General features: G+C 62.5%; 14 protein-coding genes and 4 pseudogenes. 7 read left to right on the forward strand and 11 right to left on the reverse strand.

Features of this window, described 5'->3' with window-relative positions:
• From EN993_RS16465 to EN993_RS16475, 4 genes and pseudogenes are all read right to left on the reverse strand, one after another.
• On the reverse strand, positions 1-908 hold a 908-nt coding region (locus EN993_RS16465; protein WP_206532376.1), incomplete at its 3' end, for a DPP IV N-terminal domain-containing protein.
• Between the two features lie 667 nt (positions 909-1,575).
• Positions 1,576-1,807: pseudogene (locus EN993_RS37800) on the reverse strand (IS5/IS1182 family transposase); the annotation flags it as partial.
• 86 nt (positions 1,808-1,893) lie between these two features.
• Positions 1,894-2,938 (reverse strand): annotated as a pseudogene (gene fni, locus EN993_RS16470) (type 2 isopentenyl-diphosphate Delta-isomerase).
• 88 nt (positions 2,939-3,026) lie between these two features.
• Positions 3,027-3,920: pseudogene (locus tag EN993_RS16475) on the reverse strand (hypothetical protein); the annotation flags it as partial.
• Between the two features lie 902 nt (positions 3,921-4,822).
• Between EN993_RS16475 and EN993_RS16485 the strand changes: the two are divergent.
• From EN993_RS16485 to EN993_RS16500, 4 genes are read left to right on the forward strand one after another with little or no spacing between them, the layout of a single operon-like run.
• Positions 4,823-5,119, forward strand: coding sequence for a DUF2604 domain-containing protein (locus EN993_RS16485; protein ID WP_024505654.1), 297 nt, complete (start codon positions 4,823-4,825; stop codon positions 5,117-5,119).
• Positions 5,112-5,729: a putative metal-binding protein gene (locus EN993_RS16490; RefSeq protein ID WP_024505653.1), complete on the forward strand. Its 618-nt coding sequence runs from the start codon at positions 5,112-5,114 to the stop codon at positions 5,727-5,729. Before EN993_RS16485 ends, EN993_RS16490 begins: the two co-directional genes overlap by 8 nt.
• On the forward strand, positions 5,726-6,214 hold the full coding sequence (locus EN993_RS16495; protein WP_024505652.1) for a Mov34/MPN/PAD-1 family protein: 489 nt from the start codon (positions 5,726-5,728) through the stop codon (positions 6,212-6,214). Before EN993_RS16490 ends, EN993_RS16495 begins: the two co-directional genes overlap by 4 nt.
• A gap of 3 nt (positions 6,215-6,217) precedes the next feature.
• Positions 6,218-7,777: an E2 ligase fold family C protein gene (locus EN993_RS16500; RefSeq protein WP_024505651.1), complete on the forward strand. Its 1,560-nt coding sequence runs from the start codon at positions 6,218-6,220 to the stop codon at positions 7,775-7,777.
• A 206-nt stretch (positions 7,778-7,983) separates the two neighbouring features.
• On the opposite strand, the gene EN993_RS16505 is transcribed toward EN993_RS16500, so the two are convergent.
• The 7 genes from EN993_RS16505 to EN993_RS16535 form a co-directional block, all read right to left on the reverse strand.
• Positions 7,984-10,452 (reverse strand): S8 family peptidase, encoded by a 2,469-nt coding sequence (locus tag EN993_RS16505; RefSeq protein WP_063169237.1) that lies wholly within the window; start codon positions 10,450-10,452, stop codon positions 7,984-7,986.
• Between the two features lie 17 nt (positions 10,453-10,469).
• The gene (locus EN993_RS16510) at positions 10,470-11,456 is read right to left on the reverse strand and encodes an ATP-binding protein (RefSeq protein WP_024505649.1); all 987 of its coding nucleotides are present in this window, start codon (positions 11,454-11,456) and stop codon (positions 10,470-10,472) included.
• Between the two features lie 355 nt (positions 11,457-11,811).
• Positions 11,812-13,782: a relaxase/mobilization nuclease RlxS gene (rlxS, locus tag EN993_RS16515; RefSeq protein WP_063169238.1), complete on the reverse strand. Its 1,971-nt coding sequence runs from the start codon at positions 13,780-13,782 to the stop codon at positions 11,812-11,814.
• Between the two features lie 178 nt (positions 13,783-13,960).
• A complete protein-coding gene (locus EN993_RS16520) occupies positions 13,961-14,644 on the reverse strand; it encodes a lytic transglycosylase domain-containing protein (protein WP_024505647.1) in 684 nt (227 codons plus the stop codon).
• Positions 14,632-15,180, reverse strand: coding sequence for a S26 family signal peptidase (locus tag EN993_RS16525; RefSeq protein ID WP_024505646.1), 549 nt, complete (start codon positions 15,178-15,180; stop codon positions 14,632-14,634). Before EN993_RS16525 ends, EN993_RS16520 begins: the two co-directional genes overlap by 13 nt.
• Positions 15,177-15,446 (reverse strand): helix-turn-helix domain-containing protein, encoded by a 270-nt coding sequence (locus EN993_RS16530; RefSeq protein ID WP_024505645.1) that lies wholly within the window; start codon positions 15,444-15,446, stop codon positions 15,177-15,179. The genes EN993_RS16525 and EN993_RS16530 overlap by 4 nt, the downstream gene beginning before the upstream one ends.
• Positions 15,447-15,627: 181 nt before the next feature.
• Positions 15,628-15,951 (reverse strand): DUF736 domain-containing protein, encoded by a 324-nt coding sequence (locus EN993_RS16535; RefSeq protein ID WP_024505644.1) that lies wholly within the window; start codon positions 15,949-15,951, stop codon positions 15,628-15,630.
• A 1,010-nt stretch (positions 15,952-16,961) separates the two neighbouring features.
• Here EN993_RS16535 and EN993_RS16540 point away from each other — a divergent pair.
• The 3 genes and pseudogenes from EN993_RS16540 to groEL all read left to right on the forward strand — a co-directional run.
• Entirely contained in the window at positions 16,962-17,309 is a 348-nt protein-coding gene (locus EN993_RS16540; protein WP_063169239.1) for a hypothetical protein, read from the forward strand.
• 62 nt (positions 17,310-17,371) lie between these two features.
• Positions 17,372-17,665, forward strand: a pseudogene (groES, locus tag EN993_RS16545) (co-chaperone GroES); the annotation flags it as partial.
• Positions 17,666-17,730: 65 nt separating this feature from the next.
• Positions 17,731-18,391, forward strand: a 661-nt coding sequence (gene groEL, locus EN993_RS16550) for a chaperonin GroEL (RefSeq protein WP_127264175.1), incomplete at its 3' end; no start/stop codon positions are given.

Here is an 18,391-nt window from a genome sequence, read left to right on the forward strand (position 1 = left end):
CACCACCGGAGAGGGGAAAGTTCGAAGACGTTCGAGAAGAGGGCACCGTCAATCACGATCTGGCGCCGGCCGGCAATGTCGAACAGGACTGGCTGGGGCAGCGGAAGGACATCGCCCGGCCTGGGATAGAATTTTGTTGAATATTCCCGCTCCAACTGGTCCGTCGAAGAATTGAGGTAGCGGACCTCTCGCCTATAGCCGGGGCGAACAAGGTAAGCGGCGAGGTGGCGCGAGTCCGGCGACCAGCTCAGCGTCGAAAAGACGTAGCAATTGCCTTCGGCTCCGTCCCGGCTCAGAGGAACATCCTGCAATCCGTCCTCGCTGCGCAGGAAAACGTTGCAGTTCTTGATATAGGCGATCCATTTGCCGTCGGGCGACGCGTTGCTCTTGTCGGGGTTGTTCTCCGCTGGCGGCGTGTAGCGGTGGCTGAGCTCCCTACGGTCCCCTTTCCTTGCATCGAATGTGGTGCTGGTACAGTCATAGCTTGCAAGGTCGCAGCTCCACCGGGTGTCTTCAATCTGGAAGTCGAGCCTGCGACCATCCTCACTCAGTTCGAAACGGTCGAACGGAAGATTGCCGGCTTGATAGCTCTCATGGCTCACCTTGTTTAGCGCTGCCGCCAGACGCGCCTGATCGAAAGCGGGCCGCTTGAAACCCGTGGCAGCATCGACCTGCATGAACTGCTGCTCGCCGTGGCTAGTCCGGCGGTAGACGAAGGCTTCACCCCCGGTCAGCCAGAAAGGCATTTTGGGGACATTGACAGTGAGCCCGCCATATCGATCGTTGATCGTAAGTGCGCGCTTGAAATCGGCCGGCGCTAGCGTCGGGTGTAAACTTTTCGAACCCTTGGCCAGCGTCTGAGTTGCCGATCGCCATGCGGCGCGCGTCAAAGCGCCGATCCTGGACATACCTGTTCACTTCTTTCGGTTTTCGGAATGCTAATTTTGAAGTTGGGTTCTCGTCGCCGGTCTGCAGCAGCGCCGAAGCGTCGCCTTGGAGGAGAGCCAGCACGCGGGTGCAGCCAGGCACGCGCAACAGGGGCGCTCCTTGGACATCCAGGCACTGGTTCGGGTGCCGATTGAAGAGTTGGCGTCCGCCGCCGAAACAACCAGGAAAGAGCGTCCATGCAGCCCTGACGCGACTATTTCCCCGCGAGTATGGCCGCTTGCTTTTCTGCATCATCTGAAAGGTCCTGCTCTAGTCGGGCCGGATGTCACCCCGGCAGAAATCATTGTGCTATTTCGACAATCTCCGAGCGATTGCCGCCGGCCCATGACGAGGTTTACCGATAGGGCGCAATATGCGTGCCAAAGGAAAAGCGGTTTAAATACACGGCAATCCGCCTATGTCGCATCCCCAACATCGTCGCACACCGGACAATGCCGGACGAAATTGTCCCGGGGCGTCAAATTGGTTTGATGGTGACCCAAGGAGTTCTGGCTTTATCTGAGGCGTTCGGCCTTTTTCGAAAGCCGGACTCTTCGCGCGTTTCCGACGGCCCGAAGCGCCTGATCAAAGCTGACGGCATTCCCGGGTCTTGGCCTTGCCACAGCAGCACCTGCTGCATCAATTCCGACGGACGCTGTAGAACACCTGCAACACACGGCCCGCAGCAATTTCTCCGGCGCAACGCTGGGGCGCCCGCCTTTGGCACTGCAGGCGTACATGCCGGAAAGGATGCCGTCTAGCCGCACCAGCGCTCCATTGATCATCAGCCGGTGCGGGCACCAGGATGACCGGCTGGAACGAAATCTTCCAACCGCTTCATCGTGAACAGCTGCTCCATGAACACATCGCTCCCGTCAATCGAGCCGTCTCGCCAGGGGGATCAATAGTCTGTCTTTGGCGTAGGTATTTCAGCAGCCTGCTGTTAGCGTGCGGACGACGCCGACATCAACCGGCGGACAAATGCGACGAGGGCAACAAGCGCGCCTGACGCAACGCCGCCAGATCAGCCGAGCCCGTGCAGAAGCAGGCGACGGCCAACTGGCGGATGACGATCTCGAAATGCGCGACAACGGCCCCGGTGGACACTGTCGCCGCGCCCAGCACGCTGGCCGCCTGCCCGGCGATGTCCGCGCCCAGGCGGATGGCCTTGGCCACGTCGACGCCATCGCGGATCCCGCCCGACGCGATCAGCTTCACCGTTGGCAGCGCCCGACGCACCGCCTGCACGCTGGTCAGGGTGGAATCCCCCAATCGGCGAATGACATCGCCACTGCACGGTCGGCGGCATTGCGGGCGCGCTCGCCCTCCACTGCGGCCCAACTGGTGCCGCCGGCGCCGGCGACATCGATTACCGCCACGCCCGCCTCGACGAGCGCACAGGCACCGAGGCGGACAGGCCCGCCCCCACTTCCTTGGCCACCATCGGCACGCCCACGATGCGCGCGGCGCCAGCGATCAGCGCCAGGACGCCGCGCCAGTTCGCGGTCGCCCTCCGGCTGTACCGCTTCCTGCAGCGGATTGAGATGGACGATGAGCCCATCGGCCTCCAGCGCGTCCACCGCGCGACGCGCCAGGTCCAGGCCGTCGGCCTCCCGCAGTTGCGCGGCGCCGATATTGGCCAGCAAGGGAATGTCTGGCGCCAGGCGGCGCAGCGCGCGCGTTAGCCCCTGGGAGTTGCGGGATTGCAGGCTCACACGCTGCGAACCGCACATGGCGATCCCCAAGGCTTGCGCTGCCTCGCTCAAATGCCGGTTGATGGCCTCGGCCCGTGGCATGCCGCCGGCCATAGAGCTGATCAGCAGCGGCGCGCGCATAGCCTTGCCCAGCAGCGAGGCGCGCAGGTCGATCTGCGTCAGGTCCAACTCGGGCAGTGCGCAGTGTTCGAGATGGATGTACTCCCAGCCAGCGGCCACCGTGGCCGGCGCCGTTCGCCGATCCAGCACGATGTCCAGATGTTCGTCCTTCCCCGGCTCAGGGCGGTGTCGCTCATGCTCGCTCCATCCGTAGCAGCGGGCGACGGCGTTGCGTCGGATCGAACCGACGGCAGCGCGCCCAAGCCGCCGCCTCCGGCGCGTCCAGGCCGACGCACGCTGGCCTCCCCCTGCAGCGTCGCTGCGATAGCGGCTGGTCGAAGTCTGGTAGTACTGCGCGCGGATCGCCGCCATCGCCTCGATCAACGGTCCCCACGGCGCGGGAAAGCATTCTTCCGCCATCACCCGGTGCAGCATGCGCGTATGGCCGGCCAACTCGTCGTTGAGGAACTCAACCACAGGCATAGCCGGATAGCGCTGCAGAAGCAGGATCGCCGCGTTATCGCCGGCCGACCTGTCCTTGTCGCGTCCATGCAGATCGTTCTGCAGGCGCCCTATCACTGAGATGAGCCGCAGGACCTGGCGAAACGCTGGACGCGCGCGCAAGGTCGCCATGTCCAGCCCCCACAGCAGCGACAGGCAACAGAACACGGTCCCGTAAGCGATCGAATCGATGCCGTTGTGCAGGTACTCGGCGTAAGACCAGCGTCGCGCCCCTGCCGCCTGCGCGTGTCCGGCGCGCAGCGCCGCGCAGTAGCACCGGGTATAGTCGAGAAGCCGAGCATAGTCGTGACGATCGTAAGCGAGCGCAGCCAGCGAAGCGCGCAGCTGAGCGCAGCCCTCGAATCCGGAGAGCACGCACGGTACGCCGTGCCCCAGCGCCTGCTCCAGGGCGGCGAGCTGCTCCGGCGCGATCAGGCCAACGTCGTTGCAATCGTCTAGCCAGAACAGCAGCGCCAGTTCGCGATAGAACGCCACGATCAGCGTTTCGTCCTGCGGATCGCGGCCGGTGCGGGCGCTGGTGTCGCGCAGGCTCGGGTGAATGCGTTGCAGGATATACTGGCCGCCCCTTACCGCTTCCTCAGCATGCTCATCCGCGAAACCGGTCAGGGCACGCCCCCACTCAAGCACCTGCTGCAGCGCGCGTTCGGTCTGGATCATGGCGCCGCCCCTGCTCCCTCGGCTACGACGCGCCGCCCACAACGAAGCGCCAGCCACAACCCGGCGAGACCGCATCTCCGCGCCATAACGGCGATCGCGAAGTTATCGATCCGATTGCCAGTTGCTGATGCAAGCTCTTGTGAACGGCCGTTAGGACCGGCCCGCAGCCTCGCCGGCAGTATCGAGCAATCCGCTTGCGCCGGCTCGCCATAGCAGGCGAGGACGGCAAGGTCGCCGGCGGCAAACGCACGCGAGCACATTGCAAGCGACATCCGCGAACGCGGCGCCGACTGGTCAGCCTCCGCCTCGGTGCCCGCATATGTCCGCGAGTCGAGCAGCGCCTTCGCCACGAAATGAGCAGAACGCCTTACGAGCATCGACCGCCGGCTGCTGCGCATGCGCGATGATGAGGCATGGTCTCGCAGCGGACCCGTTCCGACAGATGCTGCACCAGGGACGAGGCGACCTTATCCAACAAGGCACCACTTGCGCTGTTTGTGGAGACGAGCGTCGGCTGCATCCATGCGGCTGCTTGAGTGGTGAAGACTCTGAACGACGGTTCCTACGGCGCTGCCGGCGCAATCGGCTGCTTGGGGGACGCGTGACGCAGTCAAAGCTCCCCTTGCCAAGCACGGAGCAGGCGAGTGAGAGAGCAGATGAATAGGCGTGTCGCCAATATTTTTGCATTGCTCTAATCGATTATAGTTGTGAGGAGCAATTTGAGACCATTTACTTGCGGCTCAAGTCACCCATAAAAGAAGGCAAGCACCGATTCGGTAGCTTATCCCCTGTCTTTCGCGTACTCGCGGCCGTGGCGCCGGGTGAACGATTGAAGACCGCCGGTCTCACTCGCAGGTGGGCGCCAGGGCGTGGGGCGGTTGGCAAGCCACAGGAGTAGGACAATGTCGAAGGATTCGGGTAAGGGCGATAATCACGGCGGCGGACCGGGCAAGATCGAGATCACGGTGGTGGTGAACGGCCAGCCCACGCAGGTCGAAGCCAATCCCAACCAGCCGCTTCACGTCATTCGTACCAAAGCCCTTGAGAACACGCAGAATGTCGCCCAACCAGCCGAGAATTGGGAATTCAAGGATGAGGCCGGCAACTTGCTCGATGTCGACAAGAAGCTTGGCGACTTCGGTTTCCCGAATACTGTGACCCTGTTCCTCAGCCTGAAGGCGGGCGTCGCAGGTGCCTAAACACCAAAGTGTGGATCCGGAGGTCTCCCGAGCGAAGTTTGATCGGGAGATCGGCCGGTTCCGGCCATATGCTGATGTCTATCGGGCTCAGGGCTGCTTCTTGATCGAGGCGACCTTTCCGCGCGCTTTCTTCATTTTCGCCAGCCCCAAGTTAAAGCCACGGGTGGTCAGCGCAGCGAGCGAGGTCGACTTCACCGACTACGACTTAAGACCACCGTCCGTGGTCTTCGTCGATCCGTTTACGCGTCATCCGATTGCCCGGAAAGATCTATACCTGAAAATGCTTAGACGTCCGCCGCTGCCCGGAACGCCGCCGGAGATGATAGGAGCTCTCATCCAGCAGAACGCCGTGCCGCTGACGGACTTCATCCAGGCCAACAGTCCCGAGGACGAACCATTCCTGTGCATGGCGGGCGTCCGGGAATACCACGACAATCCAGCCCATTCAGGTGATCCATGGCTGCTTCATCGGGGTTCTGGCGAAGGCTGTTTGGCCTTCATCCTGGACAAGATCATCAAGTACGGAATCGTTCCTATAGAGCAGTTGCAGATTCAACTCCAACCGACAATCGTAGGAATGGTGGTATCCCCTCAGGCGATACAAGAATGACTGGTTTGAGAGATGTAACGATCGTGACTCTCCCGCGCGGCTGCATCTCGACCACGCATGGGCATCTGCGCTCAGTTGGTCGCGAGGGCAATGAGGGGATGGCGCTCTGGGTCGGCGTTCAGCAAGAGCGGCACTTTGCCGTAACAGAGACGGTTATCCCGGCGCAGCGTCACATTCGGACAAACGATGGCGTTTGCGTGATCGTTGCGGCCGAAGAACTGCACCGGCTCAATGTCTGGCTCTACAAAAGCGGCCTGAAACTCTTGGCCCAGATTCACAGCCATCCGGGCCGCGCCTACCATTCGACGACGGACGACGCTTATGCGGTTGCTACCACGGTTGGGTGTCTGTCGCTGGTAGTGCCGAATTTCGCCCGCGAGCCTTTCGATTTTGCTCGGGTCGCCGCCTATCGGCTTGACGAAAAGGCCAAATGGAATGCGCTCCCTCCCGCGGCACTGTCGCGAATGATCATGATATCGAGTTGAACAATGGCATTCGCTAACTTCATCGATCGCGCCGCCACGGCGGCATCTCAGGTCCTGGCCGATTTTCATCTGGGAGACTTCAAAGCAGCTCTTGAAAAGCAGGTCGTGGCAGTCGCCTTCGACCATCAGGCCGCTTCCTGCGCCGAAGGCCAGGCGACACTAGATCTTGCGGTGAGATTGCTCGCTAGGCTCTACCCGGTTCTGGCGATACTCCCGCTGGACAGCGCGGCGAGCTCTCAAGCCCAAGCGCTGGAGCGCTTGGCAAAGTCGATCAATCCAAAAGTCGGCATCCGGCGTTCCGGCAAGTCTGCCACCGTCTGCGTCGTTGCAGGGGTAACGCGCCCATCACTCCGGTGCCCGATCTTTTTCGTGGGATCGGACGGTTGGGCGGCAAAGCTGTCGCGTACGGACCCGGTGGGCTCTGGCCCAAGTCTGCTGCCTTATGGAGCTGGCGCCGCCAGTTGCTTCGGCGCCGCCAACGTCTTTCGAACTATCTTCGCTGCCCAGTTGACCGGCGCCGAGTTGGACGAAACCATCGACCTCTCGCTATGCAGCTACGACAAGACCAAAGCCGGAGAGCCTGGCCCGATCGACTTCCCAGTCGACCTTGGCGAAACCCACCTCGTTGGGCTCGGTGCGATAGGCCATGGCTCGCTTTGGGCGCTAGCGAGACAACCCGATCTCAAAGGTCGTCTGCATGTAATCGATCACGAAGCGATCGAACTCTCAAACCTGCAGCGCTACGCATTGGCTGGCCAGGCGGAGATTGGTATGTCCAAAGCGGTTCTTGCAGCCACCGCCCTTAGATCGACTGCCCTTGAGGTCGAGGCGCACCCTCTGACGTGGGCAGAATATGTTGCGCGCCGGGGCAATTGGGTCTTCGACCAAGTGGGTGTGGCGCTTGACACCGCCGCCGACCGTCTGGCTGTCCAAGGTGCACTGCCGCGATGGATCGCAAACGCTTGGACGCAGGAGCACGATCTCGGTATCTCCCGGCATGGTTTCGATGACGGCCAGGCTTGCCTTTGTTGCATGTACCTGCCATCCGGAAAATCCAAGGACGAGCACCAGCTGATTGCCGAGGAACTCGGAATACCGGAAGCACACGAGCAGGTGAAAACGCTCCTGCAGACCAATGCCGGAGTTCCCAACGACTTTGTAGTTCGCGTGGCTACAGCGATGGCTGTGCCGTTTGAACCGCTAGCCCCGTTTGTCGGCCAGCCCCTGCGCTCCTTTTATCAGCAGGCTATCTGCGGCGGTCTGGTGTTCCAGCTTAGCGAAGGAAGTCGCCGCGTTCGAACTGTGGTTCCGATGGCCTTTCAGTCGGTGCTTGCCGGGATTATGCTTGCCGCGGATTTGGTCAAACATAGTGCGGGGTTTCCCATGAGCCCGACGACGAGCACTCGGGTGAATCTTCTGCGCCCCCTTGGCTCTCACTTGCACGATCCGAAGGCCAAGGACTCCAGCGGCCGCTGCATCTGTAGCGACGACGATTTCATTGCCGCTTACAGGCGCAAATACGGCGAGCGCGTTGATCAGGTAAGCGATGTCTCGGCCGCCTAAACAGACGCGCACCTCTCCGTAGACGCAGGGGGCGCGGCTTGTGGGCGTGACCATGGGCGCCATTATCACACGCTTGGCCCGCTCCTTTGCCGGCCTATCGTCCTCCGCGCATGATCCCTGTTGCCGACGTGATGATCCAGCACCAGCCGCCATGGCACCAGAGGCTGGTCAAACCTCCGTTGTTGGCCGATTTGGACAGTGCTGCATCAGGTCTCGACCGACGTCTCGACAGTCAGGGCTGCTTCGACGGGTGTGAAGATGTCAACATCGACCCCAGGCGCCCGCATCGTCACAATCAGGGCGTACCGAGCCAGAGCGTCGACGCGTTCCAGGTAAGGCTTCTCCTTCCACCAGCCCCCGACCGGGAACACGCCGATCGCATCACGCTCGGCGAGATCGGCGGCGCTGCCCGACCAGAAATCGGCGTGCAACGAGCCGCGATCGCGGAAGGTGCCGAGCAGCCACTCTTCTCCGCCTCCAGCAGGCGCCCCTTCCTCCTCGTCCCGAGCGGCCTGATTGATGCGGGCTCGGAATTCGTCGACTGTCTCGGTCGCTGACTTTACTCTGAACCGAAGACCATGGGACGCGTAACGATGCCGGCGGGTCCATCCGCGTTCACCGGGGTTGGGTTCGATGAAATAGGACAGCGTGACGCGGAGCTCGACCTGGGCAGCGCCGAGCGCCGCGAGCTGCTCCTTCGGCCAAGGCAGGCGATGCAGCTTCATGTCACGCGTTTTGGCAGCCGCGCCGCCCTCGCGCTGGAAAGGCTGAAGCTCATCTTCAACGATAAGCGTGAGGTCGTTCACCGTTGACAGAAGCGCGCGCCCAAGATCTGGCACGCCGTAACCATAGCGCCGCACGAGCGCCTGGATCTCGCCCTTCGCTCCGTTGCACGCATCGATGCGTGCGCGCATCGCCGGAGTCCATTCGGCCGAGTGGACGATCAGGGCGCGAACCGTTTCAGGCCACAGCTCGGGGCGCGCTGATAGAATTAGTCCCGCCATCCGTGCGGCATGGGCCGTTGCCGCGCTCGTATCTCCGAGGGTGGTGAAGTGGCGCAGTTCGGGTCGATAGAAAGTGGTCAATATCTGCAGATCGTCGATCGGCTCGCCAGGCAACACACCGTCATGGGCGAGATTGCCGCCTTCGAAGACGACCTCGGGCTTCACCGGCCACTGCCTGTCCCAAACGACCGAAGTGCGACTGCGCGGCGAGAGCTCGCCGACCGGCGCGATCGGAGCGTAGCCCGCAAAGTCGGTGTCAATGATATCGACCTTTTCTGTGAAAGCGCCGACCGTCAGCGCATTCCAGGCCTGAGAAGGATCATCGACTGCTTCCAGATCGTTGCGCGTCAAATGCTCGGCCGGCATGAGGTCATCGCCGATGTTGCCGGCAGAGAGAACGATCAAGCGTCGCTGCTCCTCTTCGAAACAGAGTTGGTCGATAGCGGCAGACCACGATGTGGGCCTTCCACGCGCCGGACTGGCGCTTGTCACAGCCATTGCGATCGCGCGGCGGCGCTCCGGCGCCTGCACCTCGGCGCGGGCGATCGCTTCCGCGGTGATCGAGCCATAGAGTTCTGGATCGTTTGCCTCGTCTTCTGGCGGAAGGATACGGACACTCTCCAGCCGAAAGGGCAATGGAACTGGATCGCCTCCGACCAGGAGCGGGACCAGATCACCGTACAGGCCGACACCTGCCATTCGCGTCCCGTGGCCGCTCCACGCAGGTGTGTCGTCGCTGCCCCATGCCGGTTTGACGGTGTGCCAGTCTTCAACGGCAAGTGCGGGTTCGATCAACGGGTGGGTGCGACGTACGCCGCTGTCGAGAATGCAGACCGCAATATCGGATTGAGGCGGTCTGACGCGCCCGAGAAGCTCGTCGCTCCAGTCCCTTTGCTCCGCGCCGCCAAGGCCCATGAAGAAGGACGGCGTATCCTTCGCGCGCCGCAGCTCGGCGACGACATCGCTGTGCGCAATCATGCGGTCGAGCATTGCCGTGCTGGCGAGTGCCAGCATGACCACCCGCTCCGGAAACCTGACCGCATGCGTGCGCAAAGTGATGTTCAGGGCTTCGGCAATGTGCTCGAAGTTCTCGCGGCGACCGTCGCGCAGCCAGACTTCCCACCACACCTGCTCGTCAGCGGCCTGGGGGAAGAGGTCGTCGTGGTCGGTAAACAACGATCGTGCAGTCGCCAGCCTGACTGTCTCCATGCGGGAGACGAGCGGCTCGTTGCGCGGTCTGCCGCGGTCAGTGTCAACGTCTCGATACGCCTCGACTTTCCGCAAATAATAGGCTTGCGCGCTTTGCGGCAGGAACACCGACGCTGTGATGGGAGCACCGGGTTGAGTTGGCTCATGGACGGCGACCAGCTCCATGTGCTGGCGACGATCGGCCAACTGGTCGAGGGCCGCCCGTCCGGACATGGGCAGATCGATCTCGAGGTAAAAGCCAGGCGTGCCGACCGACAGCTGGGGGTCACGCGCCGCAATCTGCTGGCGTGCACTTTCGACCGCTTGTTCGATGGATTGCGTCAAGGCCGCAGCATGCGACGCCCGATCACGCGCCGGCAGCGGCGGTGCATGTATAAGTTGGTTGGGCCGCCGATAGGCTTCCCGAATGCCGTTGTTGCGAAGGTGGATATGGGCGCGGTCGCGCGGAAAATCGTCTGCCATTATGATCTGTGCTGTCGCTACTCAGACAGCGAAGCCTGCCGGCGTTCCTTCAGAGCGTCGATGAGCGCTTCCGAGGTGATCCGCTTCCCCCCCCGCAATATGATGGTTTTTGCAGCGTCGTCGGCCGCGCGGGTGATCTCGGCCTGCGACAGTCTCTCTGCCTGAGAGATCGCCTCGTTCCAGGCAAGCCCTCTGGTGTCGAAGCGGTCGAGTCGAGCCCGAAGCAGCGCCTCGATAATCGGCCGATCGGGCACGGCGTATTCGATGACATCGTCGAAACGGCGGAACAAAGCTCTGTCGAGCAGCTCGGGATGATTTGTTGCCGCAATAATCAGGCTGTGGCTGTCGTCTTGCTCGAGAAACTGCAGAAACGAATTCAGCACGCGCCGAATCTCGCCAACATCCTGGCGTTCGCCTCGACGCGCGCCGATGGCATCGAATTCGTCAAAGAAGTAGACGCCCCGCGTCGCCTGCATTGCATCAAAAACAAGCCGCAGCTTTCCGGCAGTCTCTCCCATGAACTTGGTGATCAAACCATCGAGGACGATCATGAAAAGGGGCAGATGAAGCTCCCCGGCCAATGCCGATGCGGTCATCGTCTTGCCTGATCCTGGCGGGCCGACCAGAAGCAGTTTGCGACGGGGAACAAGCCCGTGCTCGCGCAAGCTTGCTTGTTGGCGCTGCTCTCCCAGCACGCGGTGCAGGCGCGAGCGCAGACTGTCCGGCAAAATCATGTCCGTCAGTCGCAGGTCCGGATAGCGCACATGCAGGAGGCCTGCGAGTTCGCCCTTTGGCTGAAAAAGGGGAACCGGCCGACTGCTCTTGGCAATCCGGGCGTCCCTGCTCTTGGCTGCGTCGACCAGATCCTTGAGCTCCTGAGCAAGCTTGCCATGGCCTTGACGTGCCTCATGCGCAGCAAGCTGCATCGCGATAGAGAGGAAACGATCCTCGTCGCCGGCAATGTGGCTTTTAAGCAGCGTCACGATATGGCGGGCCGTGGTCATGGCTCTCTTCTGGGGTATCCGTTTACTTGGCGAAGCGCATGCAACCTAAACGCTTTCAACGGCGATTTGTAACGCGCAATGGTGTTTTTTCTCTTGTCGATGTTCGCCCGTGGCAACTTCAGCGGTGAACTGTTGCGCCGCGGTCATAGGCCAGCCGGAATAACGCCGGCCAGCAGACAACAGTCCGCATCTTCGAGCGCTCGAAGTCTGGCCACTCACGCAGCGTGTCGGGTCCGAACGCTCCAAAGCCGCCCCGCCTGGCAGGTCCATGCGACCGATTGCGGGCGTGCGGCCATAAGGTCTACGCGGGCTCGCATGGCTGCCCGCGCCGCTGGCTAAAAAGCTGTACACCATCTCACGAAACACCAGGTCCGCTCCTTTGCCGGCCGACGGTCCATGAAATCCCCTCCCCACTCACGACACCGGAGACCTCCTTGCCCACATGGCGCTCAAGCACCGGCCGCCATGGCACCAGCGTGAACTCGCGCGACTTTTCAACGACGGCATATTTTCCGCTGGCAAGCTCGACGGAGCGGCGGAGCGTACCCTCTACTCGTCCTCCGAATCGCGCTTCGGCATAGGGCAGGCCAAGTTCCTCCGACAGTTGGCCAGCAACACGGTTCAGTTCTCGCTGGCGCAGGATCGAAAGCATGTTGGCTCGATAGACGATCCCATCCTGTTCTTTATGCGCGAGGCCTTGCGCGATCAGCCACTGCCGCCGGCGAGCTTGCGCCTCTCTCACGTCGCGGCCGAAGCCGGATCCGTGCAAAGGCTCGGGTCTATCGGCAACCAGCTCCCGGTCGAGCCAGGTGGCGCCGTTGAAGCTGACCTGTCGCTCCAGCGCCATTGAGGAGAGCTTGTCGGCAACGACAGGCTCGGCCCTGGCCCGCTGGCCCTCATAATTCGCGACGCGATCGAGATGGTCCGGCGCGATGAGCCAGGTGCCGTTCGGCTCTCGCTCAACGCCGCCGGTCGCGCGGCGGATCGCCTCCAGCCGCCGCACATGCGTTCGCGCAAAGCTCTCGGTGGCGGATGGGTCATGCTTCAGGTGCATATCGACGTCGTAACGGCCGCCATGCGCGGCGGCGATTTCGGCGATGGTACGATCGACCTGCCTCGGCTCGGTGTTCCTTGGCGCGACACGCACGATGCAGCCATTAGGCATCGTTTCCATCGCCTCGCCTCTACCGATGTTGATCCAATGGCTCTTACCGTCGACGGCGTCGACGATCATGTAATGGCGGTCATTGATCTCGTCGGCCAGTCCACGCGCGACAACGCGACCGACGAGAGACTGGACGGGCTCGCCGGATCGATCGTGGATCACCCAGTCGGCGGCCCTGCGGGCAAGCCCCTTGCCGGTCAGTTCGCGGTGCATGGTCTTGATGATGTCGCCGCGTTCGCCGGTGCGGCGCAGCGTGGCTTCGAGCTCATCGTCGAGGCGCCAGGAGCCAGCGCCGACCTCCGCGGCCAGACCCATCCGCTCGAGCTTGCGCAGCCGTCCCTGGTGCAGCGTCTGGCGAATGGCGTCGGGACCGCCCGGCGAGACCAGGCCGTCATCATCACGCATGCTGAGCAGCCGACGGTCGATGCTGGTGAAGCGTTCCTGCTCCATTTCCCGGCGCAGGCGAAGCTCAATCTCGCGGTCGGTTCGCGGACCGAGATCGAGGCTGACCAGCTCGGCCGCCCGCTCGCGGATGCCAGATGAGATATATTCGCGCGCGATGACCAGGTTCTCGCCACGGTCGTCCCTGCCACGGACGATGATGTGGCTGTGCGGGTGGCCGGTGTTGAAATGATCGACCGCGACCCAGTCGAGCTTCGTGCCGAGGTCTTCCTGCATCTGCGCCATGAGCCGCCGCGTCAGCGCCTTGAGGTCGTCGTACTCGATGCCGTCTTCGGCAGCGACGATGAAGCGGAACTGATGGCGGTCGCCGTCCGCGCGATCGATGAACGCCTTGCCGTCGACGCGGCCGCTGTCGGCGCCGTAGAGCTCGCCAGGTTCACCTTCGCGGGTGACCCCGTCGCGCTGAAGATAGCGTAGATGGGCACGCGCCCCGTCCGCGCCCTTGCCGGCGAGCTTGACGACCCGCGCCTTGACGATCACCCGGCGCTGGCGGAAGGCGGCATACCGGTCGCGCGATTTCAGCAGTGCGGCGGCCGCCCCGCCGCGCCCTGTCCGGCTTCCTGTGAAGCGACCACCGCGTTGCGGCCGGCCGCCAGCCCGGTTGATCGCCGCACGAACCTGGCCGGCATAGCGTTTGCCGGCCTTCGAGCCGCGCGACCCGATTTTGCCGAGCTTCGGCCTGAACTCGTCATCCTTAATGCGAGCCTCCCAGACATATCAAGCAAAATCAGACACTTACACGTCAAACCCTCTTGGCACCGGCGGCAGCCTCCCGGAAAAACGATGTGCAGACAAAGATTTAACCGCCTCCTGGAGGCGGTACCTTTATCTTGCCTTCCGCGCCCAGCCCCGCCAGACGCGCCCCCGTCCGCCATGGCTAACGCACCGGCTCCTTCGGCTGCGCGCCGTCCTTGCCGAGCGGCACGAAGAGATCGCCGTTTCGCACGCCTGAGTGAACACCGTCATGAATGAAGAACAGCGACCGTCCGAGAGGAGCGATTTGCGCCTTTGGAGCGACAGATTGGCTTTCGAACGCCTCGATGTCGGCCGCCGAAACTCCGGCCGCCTTGAGTTGGTCGAGGTACTCGACGGTCTCTTCTGGCAGCGGTTTGCCACGCTTCAAATGCTCGTCGTAGCGCTCGGGACCGGCATTGTAGGCGCCAAACAGGCCAGGAAATCCGAAGCGGTCATACATGGCACTGAGATAGGCCGTGCCGGCCAGGATATTGTCGCGCGGATCGTGGGGGTTAGGCCCAAGGCCGTGTTCGACCCGCATCTCTTCATAGGTGCCGGGCATCACCTGCATGAGGCCCATGGCGCCAGCGGGGGAGGTGATGGGGCGGCCGCCGCGCATTGTCTTGCCGCCGCTTTCGGCAGCCATGACGGCATAGATCCAGGCTTGGGGAATATGGAAGCGCCGGCTTGCTTCCGATACCAACGTCTGCCACTTTCGCAGCTGCGGACTTTGGGAGATGGCGACCGGCTCAGCGCCGGTCGAGGCGGAACAGGCGCATGGCGCAATGGCGATCATGCCCAACAAGAGGAGGGTCACTCGGTCCATAGTGGTACGAGCCTCCCGATGACATTTTGAGTGGGAACAGGCCCGAAATAGCGGCTGTCGAAGGAGCGGTTTTTGTCGCTGCCGAGCAGGAAAACCTCGTTATCCCCGAGCGCTCGGCAGCCGTTCCACCATGGCAAAGGTCGGCCTTCGGCGTCGATTTTGAGCCGGCGCGCGACGATGTCGCCGCCGATGATGATGGCGTCATTGAAGGCGCAGACATTATCGTCCGGCAGCGCTGCAAGACGTTTTGCCAGCGGCACATTGCGAGGCAGATAGCTGCGCTCGGCGGCGAGATACGCCGCGTATTCAGGCGGGCGCACGAGCACGAGATCGCCACGCGCCAGCGCTCCCGCAGCGATGCGGTAAAGGCCGATCGGCGCGCTGGCCGAGGCGTTCCAGACCAGCCAAGGGGCGGGCTTTCCCAGCGCCGTGAAGCCCAAAAGACCGAGACCGGCCGCGGCCAAGGCGACCGTCTTACGGGCTCGAACACGCCTCAGGCGGCTGCCGATCAGATGGATGGAAGGGCGCCGCCTCATGAACGGCCTCCCGTGCCGCCCTGGCCGGAACCGGCCTTGCCATCGCCGGCGATGGAGTGCTGCGGGTGTCCTTTCGACCAATGGTCGAGTTCGTCGATGTGATAGCGGACATAGCGGCCGTGCTTGCGGAATTTCGGGCCGCCGCCCTTGAGCCGCATCTTTTCGAGCGTGCGCTGGGAGAGCCCGATATAGAAGGCGGCTTGGGCTGTGCTGAGAAACGGGCTGCCCTTTTTCGCGCGGGCCGCGCGTTCGTTTTCGTCGTCCATGATGATCCTCGTTTCGCTTCGGACAAGCGAGGGCGAGGATGGGCGAGGGAGATCGTCTCGGGGACGGGCGAAGAGTCGGGGGAGAGTTTTCGCCGCCCTTTAGGGCGGACGGGGTTTGGGTGGAACTCCTGGGAATGAGCCCCGCGCCGGGGCTGCGGCGCGAGGCTCTTATCTCGGCCGGTCAGTCGGCCGGGTTCCAGATGATGGCGTAGGTGTCGTGATCGTCCTGGCCGGCGGCTCGGCCGAGATTGGCGTAGAGCTTGCGCGGTCCGAACTCCGGCGCTGCAATCGACAGGCTCACATAATCCTTGCCGGAAGTCTCGCCGGTGCGGATCCAGCCAGCGCCGACTTCGACCCCTTGCGTAAGCACCCGGAAGTCGGGATGGTTATCGGCGCTCTTGGCCTGGTTGGGGACGATATCGATGTCGGCGCGGACGCTGAGCGTCTTGAACTGGCCCTTGTAGGCGCCGTTTTCCTGCTTGTTGACGTAACCGATCGCGGTCATTTCGAAGTCTCCTTTTGTGGTTTCGCCGGGGACCATCCCCTGCGATGGCGCACCGTAATGGGCGCGTCAGGACCGCCTGAATCCGACAGGGCCGCAGCGACAGTGAAGGACCCGAGCGGGCAGCTTTTTTGTGAGCGAAGCGGCGCGAGGAAGCCGCCGCAGGCGGCGGGGAAAAAAGCTGATGGCGCGAGGGTTTCGGGCGGCCGGACCCGCCCATAGGTCGACAAGCCAGCCGCAGGGATGGTCCTTGGAGAGAGCATGGAGACCGCTCGCCAAGTGCGGTCTGTCAGCCAAGCAGGACGCCGGGATGAAACGGCCTGCAAAGATGCTGCGCCCTTATGCCGGATCGAGATCGTGCCAGCGGGTCGGGCGCCAGAGCAGACATCCGGCATGGTGCGATCTATGAAAGCAGGGCTCGCCAGCGGGAATTTGATACGCGAGGGGGCCAAAGTAAGGCTGGATGAGAAGCCGGTGCTACCTGCAGGTCCAGTGTCATGTGGCGGCGCTCGGGAAACCGCTACGCAATGTAACGCGCTCTTATGAGGCGAACAGACCGGCCCCAAAACCGATCGACCGGTGGTCGGCGCGAAACGCGTCATGCCTGTCCGAAAGCTGACAGTGGCAGAAGACGCATGTCGGGTTCCGCACAATTGACCATGCTGGATTTGTGAGGTTTTCAGGGAGAGCCATGCGTTCACTTCCCAGTGAGCTTTGGCACGGCATTTGCTCTTGATGTGGCAACACGGATCGAAGGTTGACTGCATGCACAAGCGCGAGATGAGCAATGCTCTCCTTTCCTGGAGGCTTGGCAGCAGATTCGATTTGACGTTGCGAGGAGCTTCAGCCGCTCGCGGCGGAAGTGATCTCAAATCTGAAGGCACCGTTGGGGCCGCAGCCATCAAACACATCTTTCTCTTTTTCGCAGCTCGTCTTCAACGCGATGCGGACTTCTTCGCGTCGACGGCGGCCGAAGGTGGAGAAGGGGCTCGACTTGCAAAAAGGAGTTGTCAATGACGTCTTACGTTCGCACCAACAGCCCGGCGCAGGTGCGCTCACTGTCCACCTTTGGCAAGCATCTGCAAAGGAGCGTGCTGACGGCGACGCTGCTTGCCGCGGCTTCGACGGGAAGTGAAGCGCAGCCCTATGTTCGTGCTGACGGCAGCACGACTGACGACTTGGAAGCGGCGCGAGCAAGTTGGCGTCATGACGCCGAATTCAATGGAAATGTGGGGCTCGCAGCCATCAACGCGGATGCCGCGTATGCGTTGGGTTCCACCGGGGAGGGGGCCAGAGCTCCTCGCCTGCCCTCGTCCGTCTTGACGAGTGCCCGCTTACAGCCTACCTCACTATCGCGTTAGCACTCGTCCATCGCGAGTGCTAACAAAAACCCCTCAACAGCGCACCAGGGAAAAATCCGAAAATGGCAAAGTCGAAGTTCCGCCCGCTGCATGACCGCGTGGTCGTTCGCCGGGTCGAATCCGAATCCAAGACCGCTGGCGGGATCATCATCCCCGACACGGCAAAGGAAAAGCCGCAGGAAGGCGAGATCATCGCTGTCGGCTTCGGCGCTCGTGACGAAGCTGGCAAGCTGGTCCCGCTGGACGTCAAGGCCGGCGACCGCATCCTGTTCAGCAAGTGGTCGGGCACGGAAGTCAAGCTCAATGGCGAAGACCTTCTGATCATGAAGGAATCCGACATCATGGGCATCATCGGCTCATATCAGGCCCTTTCGTCAACTGAATTCCCGGGCTCGATTGAAGCCCCTGCCAGGAGCTAAAAATGGCTGCCAAAGACGTAAAATTCTCCCGCGATGCCCGCGAGCGCATGCTGCGCGGTGTCAACATCCTCGCTGACGCGGTGAAGGTCACGCTCGGCCCCAAGGGCCGCAACGTGGTCATCGACAAGTCGTTCGGCGCCCCGCGCATCACCAAGGACGGCGTCACCGTCGCCAAGGAAATCGAGCTTGAGGACAAGTTCGAAAACATGGGCGCGCAGATGGTCCGCGAAGTTGCTTCGAAGACCAACGACATCGCTGGCGACGGCACCACGACCGCGACCGTTCTGGCGCAGTCGATCGTCCAGGAAGGCCACAAGGCCGTTGCCGCCGGCATGAACCCGATGGACCTGAAGCGCGGCATCGACCTCGCGGTAACCGACGTCGTTGCGACCCTGATCAAGAACGCCAAGAAGATCAAGACCTCCGAAGAGGTTGCCCAGGTCGGCACCATCGCCGGCAACGGCGATGCTTCGGTCGGCAAGATGATCGCCGAAGCGATGCAGAAGGTCGGCAACGAAGGCGTCATCACGGTTGAGGAAGCCAAGACCGCCGAGACCGAACTCGAAGTCGTCGAAGGCATGCAGTTCGACCGCGGCTACCTCTCGCCCTACTTCGTCACCAACGCCGACAAGATGGTTGCCGAACTCGAGGACGTCTACATCC

The sequence above is a fragment of the Mesorhizobium sp. M7D.F.Ca.US.004.01.2.1 genome (assembly GCF_003997785.1).
GTDB lineage: Bacteria > Pseudomonadota > Alphaproteobacteria > Rhizobiales > Rhizobiaceae > Mesorhizobium > Mesorhizobium loti.

What these genes read in the sequence shown, in the direction of transcription:
- EN993_RS16485 (WP_024505654.1), top strand. Translation starts at nt 4,823, where the DNA reads ATGTCGAAGGATTCGGGTAAGGGCGATAATCACGGCGGCGGACCGGGC.
- EN993_RS16535 (WP_024505644.1), bottom strand. Translation starts at nt 15,951, where the DNA reads ATGACCGCGATCGGTTACGTCAACAAGCAGGAAAACGGCGCCTACAAG.
- EN993_RS16500 (WP_024505651.1), top strand. Translation starts at nt 6,218, where the DNA reads ATGGCATTCGCTAACTTCATCGATCGCGCCGCCACGGCGGCATCTCAG.
- EN993_RS16540 (WP_063169239.1), top strand. Translation starts at nt 16,962, where the DNA reads ATGACGTCTTACGTTCGCACCAACAGCCCGGCGCAGGTGCGCTCACTG.
- EN993_RS16520 (WP_024505647.1), bottom strand. Translation starts at nt 14,644, where the DNA reads ATGGACCGAGTGACCCTCCTCTTGTTGGGCATGATCGCCATTGCGCCA.
- EN993_RS16525 (WP_024505646.1), bottom strand. Translation starts at nt 15,180, where the DNA reads ATGAGGCGGCGCCCTTCCATCCATCTGATCGGCAGCCGCCTGAGGCGT.
- EN993_RS16505 (WP_063169237.1), bottom strand. Translation starts at nt 10,452, where the DNA reads ATGGCAGACGATTTTCCGCGCGACCGCGCCCATATCCACCTTCGCAAC.
- EN993_RS16495 (WP_024505652.1), top strand. Translation starts at nt 5,726, where the DNA reads ATGACTGGTTTGAGAGATGTAACGATCGTGACTCTCCCGCGCGGCTGC.
- EN993_RS16530 (WP_024505645.1), bottom strand. Translation starts at nt 15,446, where the DNA reads ATGGACGACGAAAACGAACGCGCGGCCCGCGCGAAAAAGGGCAGCCCG.
- EN993_RS16510 (WP_024505649.1), bottom strand. Translation starts at nt 11,456, where the DNA reads ATGACCACGGCCCGCCATATCGTGACGCTGCTTAAAAGCCACATTGCC.